Origin of the sequence: Streptomyces sp. NPDC046866 (assembly GCF_040704625.1) — a bacterium.
Taxonomy (GTDB): Bacteria; Actinomycetota; Actinomycetes; order Streptomycetales; family Streptomycetaceae; genus Streptomyces.
Window position 1 is genome coordinate 1 of the sequence record NZ_JBEYXN010000046.1, and the last position, 24463, is coordinate 24463.

Annotated in this window: 23 protein-coding genes; 12 read left to right on the forward strand and 11 right to left on the reverse strand. The window is 74.0% G+C overall.

Features of this window, described 5'->3' with window-relative positions; translation table 11 throughout:
* Positions 1 to 142: 142 nt before the first annotated feature.
* The 3 genes from AB0953_RS34320 to AB0953_RS34330 form a co-directional block, all read right to left on the reverse strand.
* Positions 143 to 1324, reverse strand: coding sequence for an MAB_1171c family putative transporter (locus AB0953_RS34320; protein ID WP_366863520.1), 1182 nt, complete (start codon positions 1322 to 1324; stop codon positions 143 to 145).
* Positions 1321 to 1878: a toxin-antitoxin system, toxin component gene (locus AB0953_RS34325; protein WP_366863521.1), complete on the reverse strand. Its 558-nt coding sequence runs from the start codon at positions 1876 to 1878 to the stop codon at positions 1321 to 1323. The genes AB0953_RS34320 and AB0953_RS34325 overlap by 4 nt, the downstream gene beginning before the upstream one ends.
* Before the next feature lie 64 nt (positions 1879 to 1942).
* Positions 1943 to 2611, reverse strand: a complete 669-nt coding sequence (locus AB0953_RS34330) for a helix-turn-helix domain-containing protein (RefSeq protein ID WP_361910416.1) — start codon at positions 2609 to 2611, stop codon at positions 1943 to 1945.
* A 218-nt stretch (positions 2612 to 2829) separates the two neighbouring features.
* On the opposite strand from AB0953_RS34330, the gene AB0953_RS34335 reads away from it, so the two are divergent.
* The 3 genes from AB0953_RS34335 to AB0953_RS34345 all read left to right on the forward strand — a co-directional run bounded on the left by AB0953_RS34335 (position 2830) and on the right by AB0953_RS34345 (position 7521).
* Positions 2830 to 3816: a helix-turn-helix domain-containing protein gene (locus AB0953_RS34335; RefSeq protein WP_366863523.1), complete on the forward strand. Its 987-nt coding sequence runs from the start codon at positions 2830 to 2832 to the stop codon at positions 3814 to 3816.
* Positions 3817 to 3972: 156 nt separating this feature from the next.
* Complete coding sequence (locus AB0953_RS34340; RefSeq protein ID WP_366863524.1) at positions 3973 to 5388, forward strand: 6-phospho-beta-glucosidase; 1416 nt, start codon at positions 3973 to 3975, stop codon at positions 5386 to 5388.
* Positions 5389 to 5424: 36 nt separating this feature from the next.
* Positions 5425 to 7521: an MDR family MFS transporter gene (locus AB0953_RS34345; protein WP_366863525.1), complete on the forward strand. Its 2097-nt coding sequence runs from the start codon at positions 5425 to 5427 to the stop codon at positions 7519 to 7521.
* Positions 7522 to 7584: 63 nt separating this feature from the next.
* Here AB0953_RS34345 and AB0953_RS34350 read toward each other — a convergent pair whose 3' ends face one another.
* Positions 7585 to 8112 carry an NUDIX domain-containing protein gene (locus tag AB0953_RS34350; RefSeq protein WP_366863526.1) on the reverse strand — a complete coding sequence of 176 codons (528 nt, stop codon included), beginning with the start codon at positions 8110 to 8112 and terminating at the stop codon, positions 7585 to 7587.
* Between the two features lie 204 nt (positions 8113 to 8316).
* Between AB0953_RS34350 and AB0953_RS34355 the strand changes: the two genes are divergently transcribed.
* On the forward strand, positions 8317 to 9432 hold the full coding sequence (locus AB0953_RS34355; RefSeq protein WP_366863527.1) for an NAD(P)/FAD-dependent oxidoreductase: 1116 nt from the start codon (positions 8317 to 8319) through the stop codon (positions 9430 to 9432).
* 128 nt (positions 9433 to 9560) lie between these two features.
* A complete protein-coding gene (locus AB0953_RS34360; protein ID WP_366863528.1) occupies positions 9561 to 10952 on the forward strand; it encodes an FAD-dependent oxidoreductase in 1392 nt (463 codons plus the stop codon).
* 6 nt (positions 10953 to 10958) lie between these two features.
* Here AB0953_RS34360 and AB0953_RS34365 read toward each other — a convergent pair whose 3' ends face one another.
* Entirely contained in the window at positions 10959 to 12026 is a 1068-nt protein-coding gene (locus tag AB0953_RS34365) for an ATP-dependent DNA ligase (protein ID WP_366863529.1), read from the reverse strand.
* Positions 12027 to 12101: 75 nt separating this feature from the next.
* On the opposite strand from AB0953_RS34365, the gene ligD reads away from it, so the two are divergent.
* The 3 genes from ligD to AB0953_RS34380 all read left to right on the forward strand — a co-directional run bounded on the left by ligD (position 12102) and on the right by AB0953_RS34380 (position 15701).
* Positions 12102 to 13130: a non-homologous end-joining DNA ligase gene (gene ligD, locus AB0953_RS34370; RefSeq protein ID WP_366863530.1), complete on the forward strand. Its 1029-nt coding sequence runs from the start codon at positions 12102 to 12104 to the stop codon at positions 13128 to 13130.
* Positions 13131 to 13296: 166 nt separating this feature from the next.
* On the forward strand, positions 13297 to 14178 hold the full coding sequence (locus AB0953_RS34375; RefSeq protein WP_366863531.1) for an alpha/beta fold hydrolase: 882 nt from the start codon (positions 13297 to 13299) through the stop codon (positions 14176 to 14178).
* Positions 14175 to 15701, forward strand: a complete 1527-nt coding sequence (locus AB0953_RS34380; protein WP_366863532.1) for a DHA2 family efflux MFS transporter permease subunit — start codon at positions 14175 to 14177, stop codon at positions 15699 to 15701. Before AB0953_RS34375 ends, AB0953_RS34380 begins: the two co-directional genes overlap by 4 nt.
* On the opposite strand, the gene AB0953_RS34385 is transcribed toward AB0953_RS34380, so the two are convergent.
* Positions 15685 to 16347: a TetR/AcrR family transcriptional regulator gene (locus AB0953_RS34385; protein WP_366863533.1), complete on the reverse strand. Its 663-nt coding sequence runs from the start codon at positions 16345 to 16347 to the stop codon at positions 15685 to 15687. The genes AB0953_RS34380 and AB0953_RS34385 overlap by 17 nt on opposite strands.
* Positions 16348 to 16445: 98 nt before the next feature.
* Between AB0953_RS34385 and AB0953_RS34390 the strand changes: the two genes are divergently transcribed.
* Together AB0953_RS34390 and AB0953_RS34395 are read left to right on the forward strand one after the other, a co-directional pair.
* Complete coding sequence (locus AB0953_RS34390) at positions 16446 to 17240, forward strand: VOC family protein (protein ID WP_366863534.1); 795 nt, start codon at positions 16446 to 16448, stop codon at positions 17238 to 17240.
* A 57-nt stretch (positions 17241 to 17297) separates the two neighbouring features.
* Positions 17298 to 17582 carry a WhiB family transcriptional regulator gene (locus AB0953_RS34395; protein WP_366863535.1) on the forward strand — a complete coding sequence of 95 codons (285 nt, stop codon included), beginning with the start codon at positions 17298 to 17300 and terminating at the stop codon, positions 17580 to 17582.
* Positions 17583 to 17671: 89 nt separating this feature from the next.
* On the opposite strand, the gene AB0953_RS34400 is transcribed toward AB0953_RS34395, so the two are convergent.
* Entirely contained in the window at positions 17672 to 18643 is a 972-nt protein-coding gene (locus tag AB0953_RS34400; RefSeq protein ID WP_366863536.1) for an acyl-ACP desaturase, read from the reverse strand.
* Positions 18644 to 19086: 443 nt separating this feature from the next.
* Here AB0953_RS34400 and AB0953_RS34405 point away from each other — a divergent pair, with 443 nt between their 5' ends.
* The gene (locus tag AB0953_RS34405) at positions 19087 to 19509 is read left to right on the forward strand and encodes an ATP-binding protein (protein ID WP_366863537.1); all 423 of its coding nucleotides are present in this window, start codon (positions 19087 to 19089) and stop codon (positions 19507 to 19509) included.
* An 18-nt stretch (positions 19510 to 19527) separates the two neighbouring features.
* Here the strand turns inward: AB0953_RS34405 and AB0953_RS34410 are convergent, their stop codons facing one another.
* The 3 genes from AB0953_RS34410 to AB0953_RS34420 form a co-directional block, all read right to left on the reverse strand.
* Entirely contained in the window at positions 19528 to 21177 is a 1650-nt protein-coding gene (locus AB0953_RS34410) for an ABC-F family ATP-binding cassette domain-containing protein (RefSeq protein WP_366863538.1), read from the reverse strand.
* Between the two features lie 275 nt (positions 21178 to 21452).
* The gene (locus tag AB0953_RS34415) at positions 21453 to 21869 is read right to left on the reverse strand and encodes an SsgA family sporulation/cell division regulator (protein WP_366863539.1); all 417 of its coding nucleotides are present in this window, start codon (positions 21867 to 21869) and stop codon (positions 21453 to 21455) included.
* A 178-nt stretch (positions 21870 to 22047) separates the two neighbouring features.
* Entirely contained in the window at positions 22048 to 22461 is a 414-nt protein-coding gene (locus AB0953_RS34420) for a (4Fe-4S)-binding protein (protein ID WP_366863540.1), read from the reverse strand.
* A gap of 95 nt (positions 22462 to 22556) precedes the next feature.
* On the opposite strand from AB0953_RS34420, the gene AB0953_RS34425 reads away from it, so the two are divergent.
* On the forward strand, positions 22557 to 23714 hold the full coding sequence (locus tag AB0953_RS34425) for an oxidoreductase (RefSeq protein WP_366863541.1): 1158 nt from the start codon (positions 22557 to 22559) through the stop codon (positions 23712 to 23714).
* A gap of 28 nt (positions 23715 to 23742) precedes the next feature.
* Here AB0953_RS34425 and AB0953_RS34430 read toward each other — a convergent pair whose 3' ends face one another.
* Complete coding sequence (locus AB0953_RS34430; protein ID WP_366863542.1) at positions 23743 to 24264, reverse strand: GNAT family N-acetyltransferase; 522 nt, start codon at positions 24262 to 24264, stop codon at positions 23743 to 23745.
* Positions 24265 to 24463: the final 199 nt, after the last annotated feature.

Sequence of the window (24463 nt, forward strand, 5' to 3'; positions counted from 1 at the left end):
ATGACCCCGTCATCCATGCCCCCGCGCCCCCCATCGGGCCCGTTTCGCGGTGCGCAGCCGTCCCCGCCCCAGCCCCCGCCCCGCAGAGCGGTGGCCGCTGGTGGTGTTCGGCAGTCGGGAGGCGAGCAGCAGCCGCCCCGGCCTACCCCCGCCCCGACAAGGTCGCCGTCCCCCGGAGGGCTGCCACCAGGGGGGACGTGCGCAGCGCGTGGGAGATGCGGAGGAGGTCTCGGGGCGGTTCCGGGGTGTCCGCCGGGGCCTCCTCGCTCGAGACGATGACCGCGCCGTCGGGGTCTGCGGTGCGCGCGCGGACCGCGGTCGTGACCATGACCGCCTCGGCCACCGCGCGCGCCGTGCCCTCGTCCGAGCCGCTCGCGAGGGCCAGCTCGTACGCGCGGTCCCTGTCCCGTTCGTCGAAGTACGGGCCCAGGTGCAGGAACGCGTCGTGGATGTCGGACTCCCGCTGGATCATCCGCAGCTCCGGCGAGGACCACCACGGCATCCTCAGGCACGGCGTCCCGCTCGGGGTGCACGGCTGCACCTCGACCCACAGGGGGCCCAGGCGGCGGTACGTGCTCCACGTCTGCCAGTTGTCGGAGAGCCGCTGGCACACCAGGGGCAGGACGAAGCCGATGGCGCTGATCAGCGCCCCGACCGAGGCGAGCGGCGGCGCCACGTACGTGCTCAGGCCGTCGAGGTCGTGGCCCAGCCAGCGCGCGACCACCGCGGAGATCTTGGTGGCGTCGTAGCTGAGGTTGAAGACGTACCCGACGACGATGATCACCAGGCCGGTCCGCAGCCAGCCGCGCACCTGGAGGGACCAGCGCCAGCACATCGCCACCATCACCACGGCGGCGACCAGGTGGGCCGTCAGGTAGAGGCCGATCATCTCCTGGATGTACGGCGTGCCGGCGTAGTAGGTGTCGAAGTCGCGCAGCCGCTCGGTCGGGGCCTCGCCGAGGACGAAGAGGACGAGCACGACGGTCGCGACGGCGCAGTACCCCACGATCCAGCGGCGCGAGATGCGCCGGGTCTGCTCGGGCGGGCCGCCGCGCCAGTTGACGATGAGCACCAGGCAGGCGGCGCTGAACAGGGTGATGAGGCAGTAGACGAGGGGGGCGGAGAAGTTGCTGATGCCGGTCCAGTGGTTGACCGCCGCGATGGTGGGGGGCGCGGCGAAGGTGAACACCGATCCGGCCAGGATCAACAGCGCGCAGACGGAGCGCAGCAGCGGGTCGCGCCAGTTGTTGCGCAGGGCCGGCAGCTTGAAGGCGAGGGCGACGGCCAGCGCGGCTGCCGGTATGTAGTAGTCCTGGCCGTTCAACGGTCGTTCCTGTGCCCCCGGTATCCGAGCGAGGCCTCGATGCGGCCTGCCAGCTGGTCGCGCTGTGCGGGTGCGCGGTGGCTCGCGGAGCCCGCGAGCCAGGTGCGGCAGCGGCTGCCGAGCAGCAGGCCGAAGGTTTCGGCCTCGGTCTCCTCCTGGACGTCGGCGCGCGTGCGCGCGGCGACGCGGCGGACGGTTTCGCCGAGGTCGGCCTCGTCGGACAGCAGCCGGGCGGCGACGGCGGCTCCGTCGACGTGGTGGCTGCAGTGCCCGGCCTTCATGTGCCACAGTTCGTGGCCCAGGATGACGAGTTGGTGGTCCGGTGCGGTGCGCTCCTCGATGACCACGAGATCGCGGTCCGCCATGTCGAGCCACAGGCCGCTGGCCGTCCCGGGCGGGAAGGAGGCCATCCGGAAGTCCACCCGGCGGCCGCGGTGCTTGCTCATGCCCTCGCAGAGGGCGGCGTAGAGGTCCACGGGTTCCACGGGCGCGGGCAGCCGGAGGCCGGCCACCAGTTCGCCGCACAACCGGCGCTGCTCTCTGCCTATGCTCACCGTTCTCCCCGTCGGCGCGGATCCGGATCAGGACTCAAGGATCAGACCCAGACTCTCGACTGGGTCAGGACTCGTTCGGTTTGACGCTTTCGAGGAGCATGTCCAGCCATTCGGTCACCTTGTCGCGGTGCTTGTCACTGGGCAGTTGCGCGGCGCGCCAGGCGATGCCGCGTACGCCGTGGTTCTGGAGGAGTCTTGCCAGCGGGTCGCCGATCGAAGCCGCCGGGGCGGGTACGGTTTCGCGCGAGCGGATCGCGTAGTCCTGGAGGAGCTGCTGTTCGGTGCGCAGGAGTGCGTCGGTGAGGGCGTCGGAGTCGTGGGCGGTGAGGAAGCCCGCGTGGACGCCGAAGAAGCGCTGGATCGCGTCGCAGTGCTCCATGGTGGGCCGGCGGTCGCCGTTGATCAGGGCGCCGGCCTGCTGGCGGGACATGCCCGCGCCGTCGGCGATCTCCTGCTGGGTGTAGCGGCGGCCGTTGGGTTTCAGCCTGGTGCGCCGGAGCAGGTCGAGGCGCTGAAGGAAGCGGGCCTGCAGGCAGGGTTCGCCGGCCGGCCGTCCGTCCAGCAGGCTCTTGACCACGTCGGCGGGCACTCCGGAGGCCTCGGAGAGGCGGCGCAGGTCGAAGACCTTGTTCAGGTCGCGGCCCATTTTGCCGGCGAGTTCTGCGACGCGCGTGACGGTGGCTGCCAGGGACGGGTTGGCCACCGCGACGGGAGCCGGGAAGCCGTCTGTCACCAGTGGTTCTCCTAGATCGCGGCGAGTCGGTACGGGCACGTGGTCGGCTTTTGGAATCTAGCCGTTCTCCCGCCGCAGGGCCAGAAGTTGCCACAGCTGTGGCGGGAATGAGCTGTCAAGAGGCTGGAATTGCCACGATAGTTGACACTCGAATGAAGTCGGTAGCAGGATCGCCAGAGGAAATTGAAGATCCAGACCGTGAGGAGGGGGAGCTCTCGGTGCTACATCTCGCAGCGGTGGGCCCGTCCGATGGCCTCGCCCGAGCCGGTGAGGAGCGCCTGGCGGGCGAGGAGTCCGCGCGCGGCGCAGTGCGGTCGGAGCGGCGCAAGGAGATTTTGCGCCAGCGCCGCGAGGAGCTGGGCCTGAGCCAGGAGGACCTCGCCGCGCGCCTGCGCATCAGCGTGCGCGCGTACGGGAACTGGGAACGCGGTCTGGTCAAGGAATGGACCGACCGCAAGCTGCTCGCCCTGGCCGAGGCCCTGGAGATGAGCGAGCGCCAGTGCTTCTGGCTCTTCCGCGTCATGGTCGACCGGGACCCCCCGCCGACGTGGCGGGCGGCCGAGGAGAACCGGCTGCCCGAGGACCCGGCCCAGCGCGACTACCTGTGCGACTACGCCGCCCTCATGGAGGCCGTGCCCTACCCCAGCTTCCTGGTGGACCACCGCTGGGACGTCGCGCTCACCAACTCCGCCTTCGACAAGCTCTTCCAGTCGGTGCGCCCGCACCCCACGGCCCTCCCCGACGACAACTTCCTGCGCTTCGTGCTGTTCCACCCGGACGCGGCGGCCGTGCTGGACGACCACGAGCCGGCCTGGTGCGTTCCGCTGCTGGCGCAGTTCGCGGCCGCCCTGGAGGCCGCCCCGGACGACGAGGCGCTGACCAGCATCCGCCAGGAGGTGGCCCGCGACCCCTTCATGGAAGCGGCCTACCGCTACGGCGTGCCGCACTGGCTCGCCACGCACGGGGCCGAGGCCGCCGAGCGCGACGGAGCCGTGCGCGCGGTGCGCCACTGGGACCCGGCGACGGGGCTCGTCCGCTGCCGCCTGGTGGCCGAATCGAGCCGCATGCTCGACGCCATGGGGCTCACCCGGATCACCATGGTCCTCTCGCTGCCGCAGGGCGCCGCGGCGGGACCCGTGGGCGCCGCGGGCACCCCGCGCCGCCAGGGGCCCCGGCTGCGCGCCGTGCCGACGCTGGAGGACTGAGCGCTCGGGGCCGCCCCGCCGCGGCCCGGCAGGGGACACTGGAGCCCTCACTCGTGTGCCGGAGGCCGGGCACCGCCGATCGTGTCGCCGATCGTGGCACCGATCGTGGCACCGACCGGGGCGCCGGTCACGGCACGGACGAAGGGCGGTAGGAGCGTGCGGCTGACCATCCTCGGCGGGGGCGGGTTCCGGGTACCGCTCGTGTACGGAGCGCTGCTCGGCGACCGGGCCGAGGGCCGGGTGTCCCAGGTGACCCTGTACGACGAGGACCGCGCCCGGCTCACGGCCATGGGCCGGGTCCTCGCAGACCAGGCGGCGGCCGCCCGCGCCGCCGACCGGCCGCCCGCAGCCGGACCGGGCGGGCCCGCCGGCGCCGTGTCGGCCCCTGCCGTGCCCGCCCCCGCCGTGGCCGTCACCACCGATCTCGACGAGGCCCTGCGCGGCGCCGACTTCGTCTTCTCCGCGATCCGCGTCGGCGGCCTCGAAGGGCGCGCCGCCGACGAGCGCGTCGCCCTGGCCGAGGGCGTGCTGGGTCAGGAGACGGTGGGCGCGGGCGGGATCGCGTACGGCCTGAGGACCGTGCCCGTGGCGCGGGAGATCGCCCGCGCCGTGGCCCGGGTGGCCCCCGAGGCGTGGGTCATCAACTTCACCAACCCGGCCGGCCTGGTCACCGAGGCCATGGCGGAGGTGCTCGGCGACCGCGTGATCGGCATCTGCGACTCCCCGGTCGGCCTCGGCCGCCGCGTGGCCCGGCTGCTGGGCGCCCGCCCGCAGGACGCGTGGATCGACTACGTCGGCCTCAACCACCTGGGCTGGCTGCGCGGCCTGCACGTCGGCGGCCGCGACCGGCTCCCGCAGCTCCTGGCCGACACCGCGGCGCTGGAGTCCTTCGAGGAGGGGCGGCTCTTCGGCGCCGACTGGCTGCGCTCGCTCGGCGCGATCCCGAACGAGTACCTGCACTACTACTACTTCAACCGCGACACCGTACGGGCATACACGCAGGCCGGGCAGACCCGCGGCGCCTTCCTGCGCGACCAGCAGCGCGGCTTCTACGCCGAGGCCGGCCGCCCCGGCCTGCCCGCCGGCGCCGCCCTGGCCGCCTGGGACCGGACCCGGGCCGAGCGCGAGGCCACGTACATGGCCGAGAACCGCGAGGCGGCCGGCGCCGGCGAGCGGGACGACAGCGATCTGGACTCCGGCGGCTACGAGAAGGTCGCCCTCGCCCTGATGCGGGCCATCGCCCGCGACGAGCGGACCACGCTCATCCTCAACGTCCGCAACCGCTCCACCCTGTCCGTGCTCGACGCCGAAGCGGTCATCGAGGTGCCCTGCCTGGTCGACGCCAACGGCGCCCACCCCGTGGCCGTCGACCCGCTGCCCCTGCACGCGGCCGGCCTGGTGACCTCCGTCAAGGCGGTCGAACGCGAGGTCCTCGCCGCCGCGGCGAGCGGCTCGCGCGCCGACGCCGTGAAGGCCTTCGCGCTCCACCCGCTGGTCGACTCCGTCGCGGTGGCCCGCCGCCTGCTCGCCGCGTACGCAGCGGAGCACCCCGGCCTCGCCCACCTGCGCTGATCACCTTTCGGCCTCGTCCGGACGGCCCAGCGCCGCATGCGCCGCGGCGGCGGCCCTGTGAGAGTGCGTGGTGTGACCACTGCTCCCGCGGCCGCCGCGCCGCCGCCCCTGCTCGACCGGCGGCGGCGCAACGTCGTCTTCGGCACGATCATGCTGGGCGTGCTGCTCGCGGCGCTCGACCAGACGATCGTGGGCACCGCTCTGCCCACGATCGTGGCGGACCTCGGCGGCGGCGACCACATGGCGTGGGTCGTCACGTCCTACCTGCTCGCCGAGACCGTCGCCACGGCCCTGGTGGGAAAGTTCGGCGACCTCTTCGGCCGCAAACTCGTCTTCCAGATCTCGGCGGTCGTCTTCATCACCGGCTCGTTCCTGTGCGGACTGGCCGGCAACATGACGCTGCTCATCGTCTGGCGGGGGGTGCAGGGCGCGGGCGCCGGCGGCCTGATGGTCACCGCCATGGCACTGATCGCCGACGTCGTGCCCTTGCGCGAACGCGGCAAGTACCAGGGCGCGATCGGCGCCGTCTTCGGCGTCGCGACCGTCATCGGCCCCCTGCTCGGCGGGATCTTCACCGACCAGCTGAGCTGGCGCTGGGCCTTCTACGTCAACGTGCCCATCGCGATCCTCGTGGTGGTGGCCGCAGCCCGCACCATCCCGGCGGTACGGGCCGAGGGCCGGCCCCGCATCGACTACCTGGGCATCGCCCTCGTCGCCGTCGGCTCCGGCGCGGTCATCCTGGCCACCAGCTGGGGCGGCAACGAGTACGCGTGGAGCTCACCGGTCGTCATCGCCCTGTTCGCGGGCGGCGCCGCGGCCCTCGCCCTGTTCTGCCTCGCCGAGACGCGGGCGGCCGAGCCGATGCTGCCCATGCGGCTGTTCGCCAACCCCGTCTTCCGGGTCTGCTCGGTGCTCAGCTTCATCGTCGGCTTCGCCATGCTCGGCGCCATGACGTTCCTGCCGACGTACCTGCAGTACGTGGACGGCGACTCGGCCACCTGGTCCGGCGTGCGCATGCTGCCGCTGGTCATCGGCCTGCTGCTCTGCTCGATCGTCAGCGGCACCGTCACCGGCAGGACCGGCCGCTACCGGATCTTCCCCATCGTCGGCAGCCTCGTCATGGCCCTCGGCCTGTACCTGCTGTCCCGGATGCAGCCGGGCACCGGACCCTGGCTGGAATCGCTCTTCATGTTCGTGCTCGGCATGGGCATCGGCCTGAGCATGCAGGTGCTGACGATCGCCGTGCAGAACACCGTCGAGTACGCCGACCTCGGCACCGCCACCTCCGGCGTCACCTTCTTCCGTACGCTCGGCAGCGCGTTCGGCACCGCGGTCTTCGGCACCCTCTACGCCAACAGCCTCGGACCGGGGCTCGAGCGGGCCGTCCAGGACGCGGCCCGCGCGACCGGGGCCGACCCCGCCCGGCTCGGGGCCGCCGCACAGAGCCCCGACGGGGTCCGCGGGCTCCCGCCGGACCAGGCCGCGTACATCATCGACGCCTACGCGGACGCCCTGCACACCGTGTTCCTGTGGACGGTGCCGGTCGCCGTCATCGGCTTCGCCGTCGCGCTCTTCCTCAAGCAGGTCCCCCTGCGGGACACCGCCCGTGCGGGATCCACGGACATGGGCGACGGGTTCGGCTCCCCGGTCACCGCCTCCGGCGACTCGGCCAAGCTGCTGGAGCTGGCCGTCGGCAAACTCGTCCGCAACATGGGGGCCGAAACCGCCCGCCGGCTCGTGCACGACTCGGACACCCGGCTGGACATCGCCGGAGCGTGGGCCGTCATGCAGGTCGAGCTGATGACCCGCACCGTCGGCCACGCCAGCCTCGGACTCGTCGCCTCACGCCGCCACGTGCCCCCCGAGGTGCTGCTGCCCGTCTTCGACCGGATGGTCGACGAGGGCTACCTGACGCGGGAGGGCACCTTCCTGTCGCTGACCCCGGCGGGGAAGCGGGAGGCCGCGGTCATCTCGGCGGCCTGGGCCCGCTGGCTGGGCGACGAGCTGGAGAAGGACCGGGGCCGCCCGGGCGGCGCCGAACTGCGCGCGGCGGCCGACGCCATCGCCAAACGGCTGCTGGCCGAGGACCTCGGCGAGGGCACGTTCGCACCGCGGGCCCCGGCCGGGGTGTAGGCGGGGCGTCCCGCTCGTCCGTGCGCGGTTGCGGACGGGGAACGGGGGGCGCGCTGCGCCGGGCTAGGCGTCGTCGCGGGGCGCCGAGGCCGGGGCTTGGTCCGCCGTCAGGTAGTCGTACGAGGGCACGGGCGGCAGGGTCGGGGTGAGTTCGGGGCGCCACGTGCGCAGCACCGCCGCGGACGGCGCGTACAGGGCGGACGGGATGTCGGCCGGCGCGAACCACTGCCAGTGGAGGATCTTGTGCGGTTCGGTGACCTTGGGCGTGCCCTCGTAGGAGGCGGTCACCGCGGCCGCCGTCAGGCGGGTCATCCCGGAGGCCGCGTCGATCTGGACGCCGAGGATCCGGACGTCCGCCGGGGCCACCCGCAGATCCGTTTCCTCACCCAGTTCCCGGGCCGCGGCCTGCTCGAAGCCCTCGCCCGGGTCGACCTTTCCGCCGGGCAGCTCCCAGCGGCCGTCGTGCGCCTGGCCGAGGAGCACCCGCCCTTCGGCATCGGTGACGACGAGCCCGACGCCGACGACGGCGTGGGCCTGGGGGACGGCCCGCTCGGGGCGCTCGGACGGTGCGGGCGGCATGGGGGGTGTCATCCGGGAGTTCCTCTTCCCTCGTCGCGGTCGGCCGGCCGGGGAGGCGCGGACAGGGGCCATTGTGCCGGTTGGTCCGCGCCGTTCGGGGCCCGGCGGCCCGCCGGGCGCCCCTCGCCCGTACGGACGAGGGGAAGGACGATGTGACGGACGATGCGGTGAACGATGTGACGAGCGATGCGGTGAGCCACTGGGAGGGACGACGGGATGGACGATGGGATGGACGACGGGATGGACGACGGGAGGGACGACGGGGTGGACGGCGGCGTGAACGAGGGGGTGGACGGCGGGAGCAACGGCCCCTCCGGGCGCGCCTTCGACGTGGTGGTCGTGGGCGGCGGGGCCGCCGGGCTCGCCGGGGCGCTCACCCTGGCCCGCGCCCGCCGCTCGGTGCTGCTGCTCGACTCCGGCAGCCCGCGCAACGCCCCGGCCGCGCACCTGCACGGCTACCTGGGCCGCGACGGGGCCGCACCGGCGGAGCTGCTCGCCACCGGGCGGGCGGAGGTCGCCGCGTACGGCGGCCGGATCCGCTCCGGTGCCGCGGGGACCGCCGTCGCCGCCGACCGTACGGCCGGCGGCGCCTTCGTGGTGCGGTGCGCGGACGGCTCGGCGGTGCGGGCCCGCCGGCTGCTGCTGGCCACCGGGGTCGTGGACGAGCTGCCGGAGCTGCCGGGCCTGCGGGAGCGCTGGGGGCGCTCCGTGCTGAACTGCCCGTACTGCCACGGCTGGGAGGTCCGCGACCAGCCGCTCGCCGTGCTGGCCACCGGTCCGCTCGCCGTGCACCAGGCGCAGCTGTGGCGGAACTGGAGCGACCGGGTGACGCTGCTCGCCCACACCTGGCGGCCGGGCGAGGCGGACCGGGAGCTGCTCGCGGCGCTGGGCGTGGCGGTGGTGGAGGAGGAGGTGGCCGGGCTGGCGGGCGGCGAAGGGGACGGCGAGGCGGTCGGCGGGCTGTGCGGGGTGCGGCTGGCGGGCGGCGGGACCGTGGAGTGCCGGGCGCTGGTCGTGGCGCCGCGGTTCACCGCGCGCGCCGGGGTCGCGGCCAGTCTGGGGCTGCCCCTGGCGGCCGTCGTACGGGACGGGGTGGCACTCGGAACCTGCTTGGAGGCCGATCCGGCGACCGGGGCGACGGCGCTGCCGGGCGTGTGGGCGGCGGGGAACGTGACCAGCCCGACGGACCAGCTGGCGGCGGCGGCCGCGGCGGGCGCCCGGGCCGCGATGGCGATCGGCGCCGGGCTCATCGAGGAGGAGGCGCGGCGTGCCCTGGAGGCGTACCGCGCCCGGGGCGGCGGCGCCGGGGACGCCGGGGGCGACCGGGCGTGAGGCCTCGGACGGGTGCACGGGTTTCGGCCGGGGTCCGGCCGCGCAGGCTCTGAGCGGTCCGGCGGCGGGCTCGGCGCGGTACGGGCGTCGGTGCAAAGCCGGAATTCCGCGGAATCGGGGGGCGCACCATGGCACATGTGCTGGTCATCGGCGGGGGAGTGGGCGGGCTCGCGACCGCGCTGCTGACGGCGCGCCGCGGGCACACCGTCGAGCTGTTCGAGCGCGACCCGCGCGCCCCGGGCACGGCCCTCGACCGCGACTTCTTCGGCTGGCAGCGCCCCGGCGTCCCGCAGGCGGCCCAGCCGCACGCCCTCCTCGGCGCGGCCCGCACCCTCCTGCGCGACGAACTGCCCGACGTGTACGCGGAGATGCTGCGCCTCGGCGCCCGCGAACGCCACGAGCTCGACTGGTTCGACGTACGGCCGCCCGCACAGCCGGGCGACGAGTGCCTCGTCATGCTCCTGGCCCGCCGCATCGTGCTGGAGAGCGCGCTGACCACGGCGCTGCGCGGGGAGCCGGGCGCGGTCCTGCGCCACGGGGAGCCGGTGACGGGGCTGACGACGCGCCAGGGGTCGGATCCCGTCCGCGTCACCGGGGTCACCACGCGGCACGGCGCCCACCGCGGTGACCTCGTCGTGGACGCGGCCGGCCGGCGCGGCGGCGTCGAGCGGTGGCTGGCCGCGGCGGGCTGCCGGCCGCCGGTCGTCGAACGGCACCGCACCGGGCTGGCGTACTTCTGCCGCTGGTACCGGCTGCCCGACGGGATGGAGGAGGGGCCGCGCCGGCCGTGGACGGTGACCGGCGGGAGCTTCGCCGGGTGCGCCGTCTTCCCGGCCGACAACCGGGTGTTCGCCGTGACCCTGTTCGTCCACACCCGCGACAGCACCCGTTCGGCGCTGCGCGATCCCGGCGTCTTCGAGAGCGCAGCCCGCGCCTTCCCGCCCGGCGCCGCCTGGCTGGACCTGGGCGCCGAACCGCTGTCCGGGGTCCTCGCGACGGCCGGCCTCGACAACCGGTGGAGCGCCCCGGTCGACGAGCGGGGGCCGGTGGTGGCCGGGCTGGTGCCCGTCGGCGATGCGATCACCCACACCAACCCGACGCTGGGGCAGGGCACCTCGCTCGCCCTGTGGGCCGCGCTGCGGGTGGCCCGTACGGTCCGCCGCGATCCGGGCTCGGTGCGGTTCGCGGCCGAACACCACGCGTGGGCCGTGCGCACCCTGAAGCCGTGGTTCGACTTCCAGGTGGTCGCCGACGGGGCCATCGGGGAGCGGTTCGCGACGCGGGTCGCGCGGACCGGGAGCGCGCGCGAGGTGGCCGCGCTGTTCGACTGCGCCCTGGAGGACCCGGTGGTGATGCGGGCCCGGGCCCGGGTGCGGCACCTGGCCGAGCCGCCGGGGCGGGCCTATGCGGATCCGGCGGTACGGGAGCGGGTGGCGCGGTGGCTGGAGGCGCGGCCGGGCTACGTGCCGAACGCGGCGGGGCCCGACCGGGCGCGGTGGGAGGAGCTGACCGCGGGCTGAGGGGCTTCAGGGGGGCGTCCCGAGCACCTCGGCCAGGTCGTAGCCGACGACCTCCTCCAGCTGGGAGTACGTACAGCTCTCGGGGACGCGGTCGGGGCGCCAGCGGCGGAACTGCGCGGTGTGGCGGAAGCGGTCGCCCTCCATGTGGTCGTAGGCGACCTCGCAGACGCGCTCGGGGCGCAGCGGCACCCAGGAGAGGTCCTTCTTGCCGGTCCAGCGGCTCTGGGCTCCGGGCAGGCGGGCGCTCTCGTGGGCCTCCTCCTCGGCCCAGGCGGCCCAGGGGTGGCCGGAGGCGTCGGCCATGCGCAGCGGTTCGAGCTCCGCCACGAGTTCGGCGCGGCGCCGCATGGGGAAGGCGGCGCAGACGCCGACGTGCTGGAGGGCGCCGCGGGTGTCGTACAGGCCGAGGAGGAGCGATCCGACAATCGGACCGCTCTTGTGGAAACGGAAACCCGCGACGACGACGTCGGCCGTACGCTCGTGCTTGATCTTGAACATGACGCGGGCATCGGGCCGGTAGGGCAGATCGAGGGGTTTGGCGATCACCCCGTCGAGCCCGGCGCCCTCGAACTGGTCGAACCACTCCTGCGCACGCGCGGGGTCGGTGGTCGCGGGCGCGAGGTGGACGGGGGGCCGAGCGGTGGACAGGGCACGGGTGAGGGCGGTGCGGCGGTCGGCGAGCCGGGCGTGGAGGAGCGACTCGTCGCCGAGCGCGAGCAGGTCGAAGGCGACGAAACTCGCCGGGGTCGTCTGCGCCAGGAGGTTCACCCGGGAGGCGGCGGGGTGGATCCGCTCGGTGAGCCGGTCGAAGTCCAGGCGCCCGCCGTGGACGATCACGATCTCGCCGTCGACCACGCAGCGGGCCGGCAGGTTCTCCTTCAGGGCGGCCACCAGCTCCGGGAAGTACCGGGTCAGGGTCTTGCCGGTGCGGCTGCCGATCTCCACCTCGTCGCCGTCGCGGTGGACGATGGCGCGGAAGCCGTCCCACTTGGCCTCGTACTGCATGCCCGGCGGGATCTTCGCCACCGACTTGGCGAGCATCGGCTTCACGGGCGGCATCACGGGCAGATCCATGCCATCGATTCTGCGGCGCTATGTCCGGCCCCGCCCGGTATGCGCACCGGGCCGGGCCCGCCTACCGTGGCGCACATGGGTGCATCCGGGAATGCGATCGAGCTGGACGCGGGCGGGCGGGCGGTACGGCTGTCCAACCCGGACAAGGTGTACTTCCCGCAGCGGGGCCTCACCAAGCTGGACGTGGCGCAGTACTACCTGGCGGTTGCCGACGGCATCACGCGCGCCCTGCGCAACCGGCCCACGACGCTGGAGCGCTACCCCGACGGGGTGGAGGGCGAGTCCTTCTTCCAGAAGCGCGCCCCGAAATCCCTGCCCGACTGGATTCCCACCGCCCACATCGCCTTCCCCAGCGGGCGCACCGCCGACGAGATCTGCCCGACCGAGCCGGCCGCCGTGCTGTGGGCCGCCAACCTCGGCTGCCTCACCTTCCACCCGTGGCCCGTGCGCCGCACGGACACCGACCGGCCCGACGAGCTGCGCATCGACCTCGACCCGCAGCCCGGCACCGACTACCGCCATGCGGTCGTCGCCGCCCACGAGCTGCGCGACGTGCTCGAGGAGCTGGGCCTGCGCGGCTGGCCGAAGACCTCGGGCGGGCGCGGCCTGCACGTCTTCGTGCCGATCGAGCCGCGCTGGACCTTCACCGAGGTCCGGCGGTGCGCGATCGCGATCGGACGCGAACTGGAGACCCGGATGCCCGGCAGGGTCACCACCAAGTGGTGGAAGGAGGAGCGCGGCGAGCGGATCTTCGTCGACTACAACCAGACCGCCCGCGACCGCACGATCGCCTCCGCCTACTCGGTGCGCCCGAGGCCGCAGGCCCCGGTCTCCGCGCCCCTGCGCTGGGACGAGCTCGACTCGGCCGAGCCCAGCGACTTCGACATCACCACCATGCCCGCGCGCTACGCCGAGCTCGGCGACCTGCACGCGGACATGGACGAGCACGCCTTCGGCCTGGAGGCCGCCCTCGAACTCGCCGAACGGCAGGAGCGCGAACACGGCCTCGGCGACATGCCGTACCCGCCGGACTACCCGAAGATGCCGGGCGAGCCGAAGCGCGTCCAACCGAGCCGAGCCAAGCAGGGCGACGGCGAGGCCTGAGCGCCGAAAGCCCGGCCTGCGGCCGCCCGGCGGCTCCAGCGGCCAGGTCCAGGCCTTCTGCCAGAAACAACACGAACGGTCGTGCTAGCATCTCCGCGTTCGGAGCCGGCGCCGTCCGGCTGCCATCCGAGGAGATCCGGAGAACCGGGCATGCATCAAGCATCCCTTGGCTTCACTCCTGAGCACGACCCTCAACACCACCGCCCGGCTCGCCCCGGGCCTCGTCGGGCGGGCGGCCTTCGCGCTGTTCGTGCGGCCCCTCGGCCGGCCCGCGGTCCGGCCCGAGGAGGCCGACGTGATGGCCCGGGCCACCACCGGCCGGCTGACCGTCGAGGGCATACCGGTGACCACGTACCGCTGGGGCGGGGGCGGCAGACCCGTCCTGCTGGTCCACGGCTGGTCCTCGCGCACCTCGCGCCTGGCCGGCTTCGTCGAGGCGCTGCTGGCCGAGGGCCACAGCGTCGTCGCGTTCGACGCACCCGGGCACGGCGCGTCCGGCGGCCGGGCCACCCACCTGCGCCGGCAGCGCGCCGCCATCCGCCTGCTGCACGCCGAGTGCGGCGGCTTCTCCGGCGTCGTCGCCCACTCCTTCGGCGTGCTCTCCACGTTCTTCGCGCTGCGCGAGGGCATACCGGCAGAGCGGATCGCGGCCATCGGCGGCGTCACCGACTTCGCGTACCTGCTCGCGCAGTTCCGCCGCAGCATGCGGCTGCGGCCCGCCGTCGAACGCGCCCTGCGCCACCACGTCGAGCACCGGCTCTTCGCCGGCGAGCCCGGGATCCGGGACCGCTTCGACGCCTGCCTGCGGCCCGAGGAGATCCCGGCGCGGATCCTCCTCGTCCACGACGCGGACGACGACGTCGCCGATCCCGAGCAGTCCCGCCGCATCGCCGCCGCCTACGGGGACAGGGCCCGGCTGATCGAGACCGCCGGACTGGGCCACCGGCGCATCCTCGCCGACCCCGGCGTCATCGCCGCGGCCGTCGCCTTCCTCGGCGAACCCGCCGCCGAACCCGCGCCCGCCGGGCTGTCGGCGGTGGTCCGGTGAGCGCCGCCCGGTCCGAGGCCGCGCAGGCCGCGCAGGCCGCGCGGGAGGCCCAGGACGTTCAGGACGCGGCCACCGGCAGGCGGATCCTGCTGCTCGCCTGCGCCGTCACCTTCCTCGCCTTCCTCGACGCCACCGTCGTCAACGTTGCCTTCCCCGACCTGCGGCGGGCCTTCCCCGAGGTGTCCCTGGCCCGGCTGACCTGGGTGGTCAGCGCCTACACCGTCGTGTTCGCCGCGCTGCTCGCCGCCGCCGGCCGGCTCGCCGACACCCTCGGCCGGCACGTCCTCTTCCTCGGCTCCGTCCTCGCCTTCAGCGCCACCTCGCTCGCGGCGAGCCTGGCGCCCTCCTCCGACTGGCTGATCCTGGCCCGCGCCCTCCAGGGTGCGGCCGCCGCCGGCATGATCCCGGCCGCGCTCGGCCTCGTCCTGGCGCACACCCCGCCCGCGCGGAGGGCCGCCGCCCTCGGCGCCTGGGGCGCGGCGGGCGGGCTCGCCGCCGCCGTCGGGCCCAGCCTCGGCGGCCTGCTCGTCGAGGCGTGGGACTGGCGGGCCATCTTCCTGATCAACGTGCCGCTCGGCCTGGCCGTGTGGTGGGCCGCCGCCCGGTCCGTGCCGCGCCGGACGCCCGCGGCGCGCCGCCTGCCCGACCCCGTCGGCACCGCCGCGCTCACCCTCGGCATCGGCGGTGTCGTGGCGGGGCTCTCCCAGGGGCGCGACTGGGGCTGGACCGACCCCGCCGTGCTCGCGCTCGGCTGCGGCGGCGCCCTGCTCGCGGCCCTCGCCCTGCACCGCTCGCGCCGCCACCCCGCCCCGGCCGTCGACCGGGACCTGTGGCGCGACCCGGTCTTCGCCCGGGCCAACCTCGGGGCGCTGCTGTTCGGCGCCGCCATGTACGCGTGGCTGCTGATCGGGCCCTCGTACCTGATCGCCCGCTGGAACTACTCGGCCCTGGAGGCCGGCTTCGGGATCACGCCCGGCGCCGTCCTGGCCACGGCGGGCGCGCTGGCCGTCGGCCGCCGGGTCCCCGCCCGCCTGCAATGGGCGGCGGTGGCCGCGGGCTCGCTGCTCTTCGCCGCCGGGGCCGGGCTGCTGTGGGGGTGGCTCGACGGTTCGACCGCCTACGCCCAGGTCTTCCTGCCGGCCGGCCTGTTGGGGGGCCTCGGCATCGGCCTGGTGCTGACCGCGCTGTCCACGGCGGCCTCCGCCGCGCTGCCGCCCGAGCGGTTCGCGGCCGGCACCGGTCTGCTGATGACGGCCCGGCAGCTGGGCGGCGCACTCGGCATAGCGGGGACCGCCGCCGTGCTGACCGGCAAGGGGGACAACTGGCGCGACGTCTTCCTGATGGCGGCGCTCGCCTCGCTGGCCGCGGCGGTCGCCGGCTGCTCGATGCGGGTGCGCACCCCGAAGGCCGCCGCCTCTCCCGCGCCCCGCGGCGGCACCGACCGGCCTGCCGGGACCGGCGGGACCGGCGGGACGGCTGGGACCGCCGCGAACGCAGGGGGCGGGGTCAGGCCGGGACGCTGATGGCCGGCGGCCGCTCCGGCAGCTCGCCCGGAGCGGCCGCCACCGCGCGCAGCCGGCCGAGGATGCCCCGGCCGGCCCGCTCGTAGGGCGTCGGGTCGTCGTGCAGCAGCGATTCCGAGTTGGCGAGCTCGATCATGGCGATGACCTCGAACGCCAGCTGCGGCGCGTCCACCGGCCCGGCGTCCTCCCGGAACGCTCCGGCCAGGGAGGCCTCGCGCAGCTGCTGCTCAAGGTAGTGCGCCCAGTCGGCGCGGGCCCGGGCGATCTCGTCGCGCACGGGGCCGGGGCGCGAGTCGAACTCGGCAGCGGCCGAGTAGAAGAAGCATCCGCCGGGGAACACGCGGCTCGCGGAGTAGTCCATCCACCGCTCGCACAGCCGCCACACCTTGGCCAGGCCGGGCGGCTCCTCGTGCACGGCGGCCACCACCTGCCGGGAGAACACGGCCGCGGCGGCGCGGACGGTGGCGATCTGGAGCTCCTCCTTGGAGCCGAAGAGCGCGAACACGCCGCTCTTGCTCAGCCCGAGATCGGTGGCGATCCGGCCGAGGGAGAGCCCTTCGAGGCCTTCGGTCGAGGCGAGGTCCATCGTCCGCGCGAGCACGGTCCGCCGGGTCTGGTTGCCGCGCTCCACGCGTCCGTCAGCCATGGCCCCATCTTACCGAACGCACGGTCGTCCACCTTGTGGAGCGGCCGCTGTCAGTGGCGGATGCCATGCTCGGAAGGAGGACGGAAGGAGTACGGGCCATGCTCACGACGGACTACAAGGACGGCTCCCCGAACTGGGTGGACCTCGCCACTCCGGACCCGGACGGCGCCGCAGCCTTCTACAGCGGACTGTTCGGCTGGGACTACCGGCCGGGCGGCGAGGAGGTCGGCGGGTACGGGGTGTTCCACCTGGGGGAGAAGACGGTCGCCGGCGGCATGGCCGTCCCGGCCGAGCAGGGGCCGTCGGCCTGGACGGTGTACTTCCGCAGCTCCGATGCGGACGCCACCGCGGCGGCCGTGGCCAAGGCGGGCGGCACCGTGCTGTTCGAGCCGATGGACGTCATGGACCTCGGCCGGATGGCGGTCTTCGCCGACCCGGCGGGCGTGGCGTTCGCGACCTGGCAGCCCCGGCGGAACAAGGGCCTGGACGCGGTGACGGAGATCGGCTCGATGTGCTGGACCGAGCTGTACACGGGCGATGTGGGGGCGGCGGCCGACTTCTACCGCTCCGTCTTCGGCTGGGAGATAAACGAGATGCCGTTCGAGGGCGGCTCCTACACGATGGTCAAGCCGGCCGGCGCGGCGGACGAGGAGGCCTTCGGCGGCCTGGTCCCGATCGCGGCGGACCCCGTCGAGGATGCCGAACGCCCGTACTGGACGCCCTATTTCGAGGTCGCCGACTGCGACGTGACGGCGGCGAGCGCCGAGGAGGCCGGCGGCAAGGTCCGGCTGAGCCCGGTCTTCATGGAGGGCGTCGGCCGCTTCGCGAAGCTGGCCGACCCCTACGGGGCGCGGTTCGCCGTCATCGCCAGCGCACCCGCCCCGGGGCCGTGAACGCGTGTTGATCGGTCGTTGAGAAGACGTCCATCACCGGCGGCCAGGATCTCCGGCATGTCGATGAACACCGCCGCCACCGCCGTCCCTGCCGCCACCGCCACCGCCCCCGCCGCTGCCGCGGCGGGCACCGCCTGGTACGAGCTCGCCCTCTGCGCCCAGACGGGCCCCGGCTTCTTCTTCCCGGAGCCGGGCTCCTCCCTGCGGGACGCGAAGCGGCTGTGCGGTGCCTGCGAAGGGCGGGTCGGCTGCCTGGAGTACGCCCTCGCCAACGACGAGCGGTTCGGCGTGTGGGGAGGGCTGTCCGAGGCCGAGCGCCTCGCCCTGCGCCCGCGCGGCTGAGCCCCGCGGGCGCACCGGGTCAGGGCCAGGGCAGGGCCGGCGTCGCCGGCCCTTGCGCGTGAGGCCTGGCGTGGTCGGCCCGTCCGCGCTCAGCCCTTGCGGGCCGCCATGCGGGCCGCGCGGGCGGCCAGGCGCTCGTCGAACTTGCGCGCCTCGGTGTCCAGCCCGTCCATGAACAGGCCCAGCTCGTCCTGCGCCTGCTGGCCCTCCGGGCCGAGGCCGTCGATGCTCATGATCTTCAGGAAGCGGATCACGGGGCTCAGCACGTCGTCGTGGTGGATGCGCAGGTTGTAGACCCCGCCGATGGCCATCTGCGCGGCCATCCGCTCGAAGCCGGGCATGCCGTGCCCCGGCATCCGGAAGTTCACGACGACATCGCGCACGGCCTGCATCGTCAGGTCGGGGGCGATCTCGAAGGCCGCGCCCAGCAGGTTGCGGTAGAAGATCATGTGCAGGTTCTCGTCCTGCGCGATGCGGGCGAGCATGCGGTCGCAGACCGGGTCGCCGGACTGGTGGCCGGTGTTGCGGTGCGAGATGCGGGTCGCCAGCTCCTGGAAGGCGACGTACGCCACCGAGTGCAGCATCGAGTGGCGGTTGTCGGACTCGAAGCCCTCCGACATGTGCTGCATGCGGAACGCCTCGAGCTTGTCCGGGTCCACGGCGCGCGAGGCCAGCAGGTAGTCGCGCATCACGATGCCGTGGCGGCCCTCCTCGGCGGTCCAGCGGTGCACCCAGGTGCCCCAGGCGCCGTTGCGGCCGAACAGCGTGGCGATCTCGTGGTGGTAGCTGGGCAGGTTGTCCTCGGTCAGGAGGTTCACCACCAGCGCGATCTTGCCGATCTCGGTGACCTTGGACTGCTGGGGGTCCCAGGCCTCGCCGTCCTCGAAGAACGCCGGGAAGTTCCGGCCGTCGCTCCACGGGACGTACTCGTGGGGCATCCAGTCCTTGGTGACCTTCAGGTGGCGGTTGAGCTCCTTCTCGACCACCTCTTCCAGCGCGTACAGCAGCTTGGCGTCGGTCCACGCCCGAGAGCTGCCGAGGTGGGGAGAGGTGATCGTCACAGGTGCTCCTGGGGGGGACAAAGCGAATTACTTACGGTGCCGTAGCCTACGACCCCGTAGGTTAAGCGGACTGTGAGGGCCCGCCAAGCCCCAGCCGTTCATATGCCTGGTTACGTCCGGTTATCTGCGCAGATTGCAGCCGTGTCGGGGGCAGGTGCCAGGGGGAATCTCACGCAGGCAGGTGGTCGCCGCGCCGCCGCCTTGACGTCGCGGAACGGCGGAGGCGGATCCTGGAATGGCATGAGAAATCATCATGTCGTCGCACAAGCGGCACCACCGCCCGGTCACCTGCGCTACGGTCGGTAGCGCACGTCTCACACGCGGCGAACCGCAGACGGCCGGCCTCCCCCACGCGCCGCCTCCCACCCATGCGCACCCAGAACTGGAGCAGCACGATGACGGGGACTCTCCGTGGCCTGCGGCCGGACCACGAGACTCGGCGGGTGCCGTACGAAGCGCAGAAACTGAACTACTCCATGGCGCTGCCCGGCGGATCCTGCGGCGCGGGCCTCGCCCGCGCGGCCCTGCGGCCGCTGCTCACCCGGCACGGCCTCGCCGACCTCGGCGACACCGCCGAGCTGGCCGCCTCGGAACTCGTCACCTGCGCGGACCGGTTCACCCCGGGCAAAGAGGTCATGCTCGGCATCCGCTGGCAGTTCGGCGCCCTGCGCGTCGTGGTCTACGACCAGCACCCCGCGCACTCCTCGCCCGAGGCGAGCGAGGAGTGCCGGGCGCGGCGCTGCCGCAGGATGTGGCTGCTGGCCGCCGCCGTCGAGGCCTGCGGTGGGGACTGGGGACTCACCCCCGTCCTCACCCCGGCGGGCGGCACCAAGGCCTGGGCGTTACTCCCCCCGCCGCCCCGGTAGGGGCGGCCTCCGGGCAGGTCACGCGAGCCACAGGGTCTCGCGGACCTCCTCAGCCGTGGTCGGGCGGACCTCCCCGTCGAGCAGCAGCCAGCGCGTGATCCCGATCGACTCCAGGAACGGCACGTCGTGGCTGGCCACCAGCAGCGCGCCCTCGTACGCGTCCAGCGCACCCGACAACTGCCGCACGCTCGCCAGGTCCAGGTTGTTCGTCGGCTCGTCCAGCATCAGCAGCTGCGGAGCTGGCTCCGCCAGCAGCAGCGCCGCCAGCGCCGCCCGGAACCGCTCCCCGCCCGAGAGCGTGCCGGCCGGCCGGTCGGCACGGGCGCCCCGGAACAGGAAGTGCGCCAGGCGCGCCCGGATCAGGTTGTTCGAGGCGTGCGGGGCGAAGCGGGCCACGTTCTCCACCACCGACAGCTCCTCGTCGAGCACGTCGAGCCGCTGGGGCAGGAACCGCGCCGGCACGTGCCGGGCCACCTCGCCGGACTCCGGCGCGAGCAGCCCGGCGATCGTGCGCAGCAGGGTCGTCTTGCCCGACCCGTTCCCGCCGACCAGGGCGATCCGCTCCGGCCCGCGCACTTCCCACTCGCCCGGCACCCCGGCCCCGTGGGCGGTGCGTACGCCGCTGAGGGTCAGCACCCGGCGGCCCGGCGGGACCTGGGTCGCCGGCAGCTCGATCCGGATCTCGTCGTCGTCGCGCACCGCCTCCACCGCCTGGTCCAGGCGCTCCTTCGCCTGGGCCAGCTTCTCGGTGTGCATGATGCGGTGCTTGCCGGCGGACTCCTGCGCCGCCCGCTTGCGGGAGTTCATGACGATCTTCGGCTCGCGCTTGGAGTCGTACATCTTCTGGCCGTACCGCTTGCGCCGCGCGAGCTTGACGTGGGCGTCCGCCAACTCCCGCTTCTGGCGCTGTACGTCGGCCTCCGCGACACGGACGAGCCGCTCGGCCGCCTCCTGCTCGGCGGCGAGCTGCTCCTCGTAGGCGGTGAAGTTCCCGCCGTACCAGCGGACTTCGCCGTCGTGCAGGTCGGCGATCTGGTCGACCCGCTCCAGCAGCTCCCGGTCGTGGCTGACCAGCAGCATCACCCCCGACCAGGACTCGACCGCCGCGTACAGGCGGCGCCGGGCCTGCAGGTCCAGGTTGTTGGTCGGCTCGTCCAGCAGCAGGACGTCGGGCCGGGCCAGCAGCAGCGCGGCCAGCCGCAGCAGGACGCCCTCGCCGCCGGAGAGTTCACCGACGGTGCGGTCCAGGCCGACCCGCCCGATCCGCCCGAGGCCGACCTGCTCGAGGGTGGCCAGGGCCCGCTCCTCGACGTCCCAGTCGTCGCCGACGGCGGCGAAGTTCTCCTCGCTCGCCTCACCCGCCTCGATGGCGTGCAGGGCGGCGCGGGTCGCGCGGATGCCGAGCGCCTCGTCCACCCGCAGGGCGGTGTCGAGGGTGACGTTCTGCGGCAGGTACCCCAGGGTGCCCGCCACGGACAACTGCCCATCGGAGGGCTGCAGTTCGCCGGTGATGAGCTTGAGGAGGGTGGACTTCCCGCTGCCGTTGAGTCCGATCAGGCCCGTGCGTCCGGGGCCCACGGCCAGGTGGAACCCGTCGAAGACGGGGGTGCCGTCGGGCCAGTCGAAGGAGAGGGCGGAGCAGGTGATGAAAGAGGAAACGTTACTCATGGAGGCCTCCACGTTGCGTGAGTGTGCGTGCAACCGGGGGAGACAGCCGAGGGGCGACGTGCGGGCGCGGCGGGCGCCGTGTGCGCGGCGGCGCGGTGTACGCGGTGGGCGCGGTGTGCGCACTGCAGTGTTCAGCGCCGGGCGGGAGTGTGCGCGCGGTCTGCGTCGGTCGGCGTCTCGGACCTCAGAAGAGCAATGTCCTACTCCGTTTCGGCGGGGATGGGTCGCCGATGAAGCTACGGGCGGCCGCAGCCGCCCGCAACCGATTAATGCCGTCAGTGCGGATCGCGCATCAGCGCGGCCAGGCCGTGGTCCATGTCCAGGTAGAGGTGTTCCAGGCCCGGCGGGACGATGCCGGCGGCCCGCTCCAGGAACCGGTGCAGCTCGGCCGTCGCCATCAGCACGATCGCCACCCCCTCCGGCGCGTGGAACTCGATCGTGGTCCGGTCGGCGTCGTACGGCCGCACCCGCACGTCACCGTGGCCGGTCGGGCGGTCGAGCCCCGACTCCAGCAGCTCGCGGGCGAAGGTCCACGAAACCTCGATGCCTTCCAGGGTGGCGGGAGCGGGGAAGGCCATGCGCACGGCGAACGGGTCCGCGCGGTCGTAGCAGAGAGTGACGGGTACGGTCTCCACCTTCGGCGCGGTGGCTACCAGACGTGCCTGTACGGCCTGCTCGATAACAGTGTTCAAGGCTCGCTCCCTTGCGGCGGATCTGCAGCCGGGCTTGGGGTGGAGCCCGGCAACCGGATAGACGCCGCAATCGGCAAATCCGTGCACGGCCGATGACGTGAGTTGCGTCACCGATTGGCTGGAACGCGTCCGTTTGATCGCACAGAGTAACCGATGGGGAGGGGTGGCCGAAGGCCCTTCAGTCCGCGCCGCAGTGTCCCGAGCGGTCGCAGAACGGCTGATTCTGGCTCACTCCACAGGCGCAAAGCACGGCCCTGGTCTCGCTGCGGACCGTCCCGTCCGCGGTCGTCACCCGCAGCTCGCCGCGCACCACGAGCCGGCCGGCGGGGGACCGCACGACCGTGGTCGGACGGTCCGGCGGCTCGGCCGGCCCGGCGGCCAGGCGGTACTGGAGGGCGCCCGAGGGGCAGCGCCGGACCACTTCCGCGACCTGCTCCGGATCGGCACCGTCCGGCTGCACCCAGGGGCGCTGCCCCGAATCGAACACGTCGGGCAGGCCGCGTACGCACTCGGCGGCGTGCAGGCAGCGGCTCGTGTCGTACGTGACGGTGATCTGCTGGCCCCGGTAGGCCTTGGGCTCTGTAGGCGGCATGGGGCCACGGTAGGAACGCGGCCGCCGGGACGCACCCTGGACGGCGAATCCGGGGTGCATTAGCTTCCGGCGCCATGAGACTTCTGGGAGTTGGCATGCTCGCGGCAGCCCTCGCGCTGGTCCTTCCGGCGGCCCCGGCGCAGGCGGACGACGGCGGTGCAGGGCCGGAAACCGTGCGGGCGTTGGCGTTATGGGAATCCGCGCTCGGCGGCTCGGGCACGGGCAGCGGGGGCTCGGGCGCGGGAAGCGGGGGCGCGGGTGCGGGCGTGGGCTGGGCCCTCAAGGCGACCGGCAAGGACGCCCGCTTCCGCGGGCTCGCCGCGGTCAGCCGCACCACGGCCTGGGTGGCCGGCACCAAGGGCACGGTGCTGCGCACCCTGGACGGCGGGCGCAGCTGGCAGGACGTCTCTCCGCCGGGCGCTGCCGCGGAGGGCCTCGAACTGCGCGACATCGAGGCATTCGACGCGCGGCGCGCGGTCGCCCTCTCCATCGGGGAGGGCGAGGCCTCGCGGGTGCTGCGCACCGAGGACGGCGGCAGGACCTGGACCGAGGCCTACCGCAACCCCGACCCGCGCGCCTTCTACGACTGCCTGACCTTCTTCGACTCCCGCCACGGACTGGCGGTGAGCGACCCGGTGGACGGCCGCTTCCGCATCCTGTCGACGGACGACGGCGGCCGCAGCTGGCAGGTGCTGCCGAGCGCGGGCACGCCCGAGGCGCTGCCCGGCGAGGCGGGCTTCGCGGCGAGCGGCCAGTGCCTGGTGAGCTCCGGGCCGCGCGACGCGTGGCTGGCCACCGGCGGCGGCCCGGTCGCCCGGATCCTGCACTCGGCGGACCGCGGCCGCACCTGGCAGGCCACCGAGTCCGGCATCCCGGCGGGCGACCCCGCCCGGGGCGTCTTCGCCCTCGCCTTCCGCGACCGTACGACGGGCCTCGCGGTCGGCGGCGACTACCGCACCGGCCAGCCGTCCCCGCAGGCCGCCGCCGTCTCGGCCGACGCCGGCCGCAGCTGGACCCCGGCCGCCACCCCGCCGCCGGCCTACCGCTCGGGGGCGGCCTGGCTCCCGCACACCGGCGCCTTCGCCGTGGCCCTCGCGGTGGGACCCACCGGGACCGACGTCACCACCGACGGGGGGCGCAGCTGGCGGGGGCTGGAGCCCGGGTCGTTCGACACGGTCGACTGTGCGGGCGACGGGGGCTGCTGGGCGGCGGGGGAGAAGGGGAGGGTGGGGCGGTTGGAGGTGCGGGGGTAGCGGGTCGATGTCGGTCAGCCGATGTTGATCAGCCGGTCGGGGTCGTGAACAGGTCCATGCTGGTGAAGTGGCTGGGGACGAAGCCCGCCGCCTTGTACACGGGCTCGCCGGCGGAGCTGGCGTGCAGCTGGATGTAGTGGATCCCGTTGTCGTTCAGCCATGCGACGAGCCCGTCGACGATCCGCCGGGCGTGGCCCTGCCCGCGGAAGGCGTCGTCGGTGACGATGCCGTCGAGATAGCCGCGCCGTCCGTCCGTGTACTGGGGGCGGGGCAGGTGGTACGTCACCCAGGCCATCCCGGTGGCGACCAGCCGCTCTCCCGGTTCCCCGCCGACAACGAGGCAGTGCACGTCGGAGCGGTCTTCGATCCGCTCGAGGAACCACCCCGGAGCCACGTCCCGCCAGGCGGCATCGTCACCCCCGGGCTCGACGCCGAGCGCAGCGAGCGCGACGGCCCGCAGCCGGATGAGCTCGGGGACGTCGTCGGGCGTGGCGGGGCGGGGGGTTATGGGGGCGGCGGGGGCTGCGGGAGCTGGGGGGTTGGTGTGCATGGGTACAGGACTCCGGTGGGGTGGTGTGGGGTGGTGTGGGGTGGTGCGGGGTGGTGTAGCCGGGCGGTGGTGACCCGTTGGGCGGGGGCCGGAGGGGGAGCCCGCTCGGCGGCGCGGTGCTGCGGGGCGGCGGCGTGGACGGCAGCGCACCCTGAGACGGGCCCGACGGGCTGGACGGCGCCTTCGATGACGGGGTCAC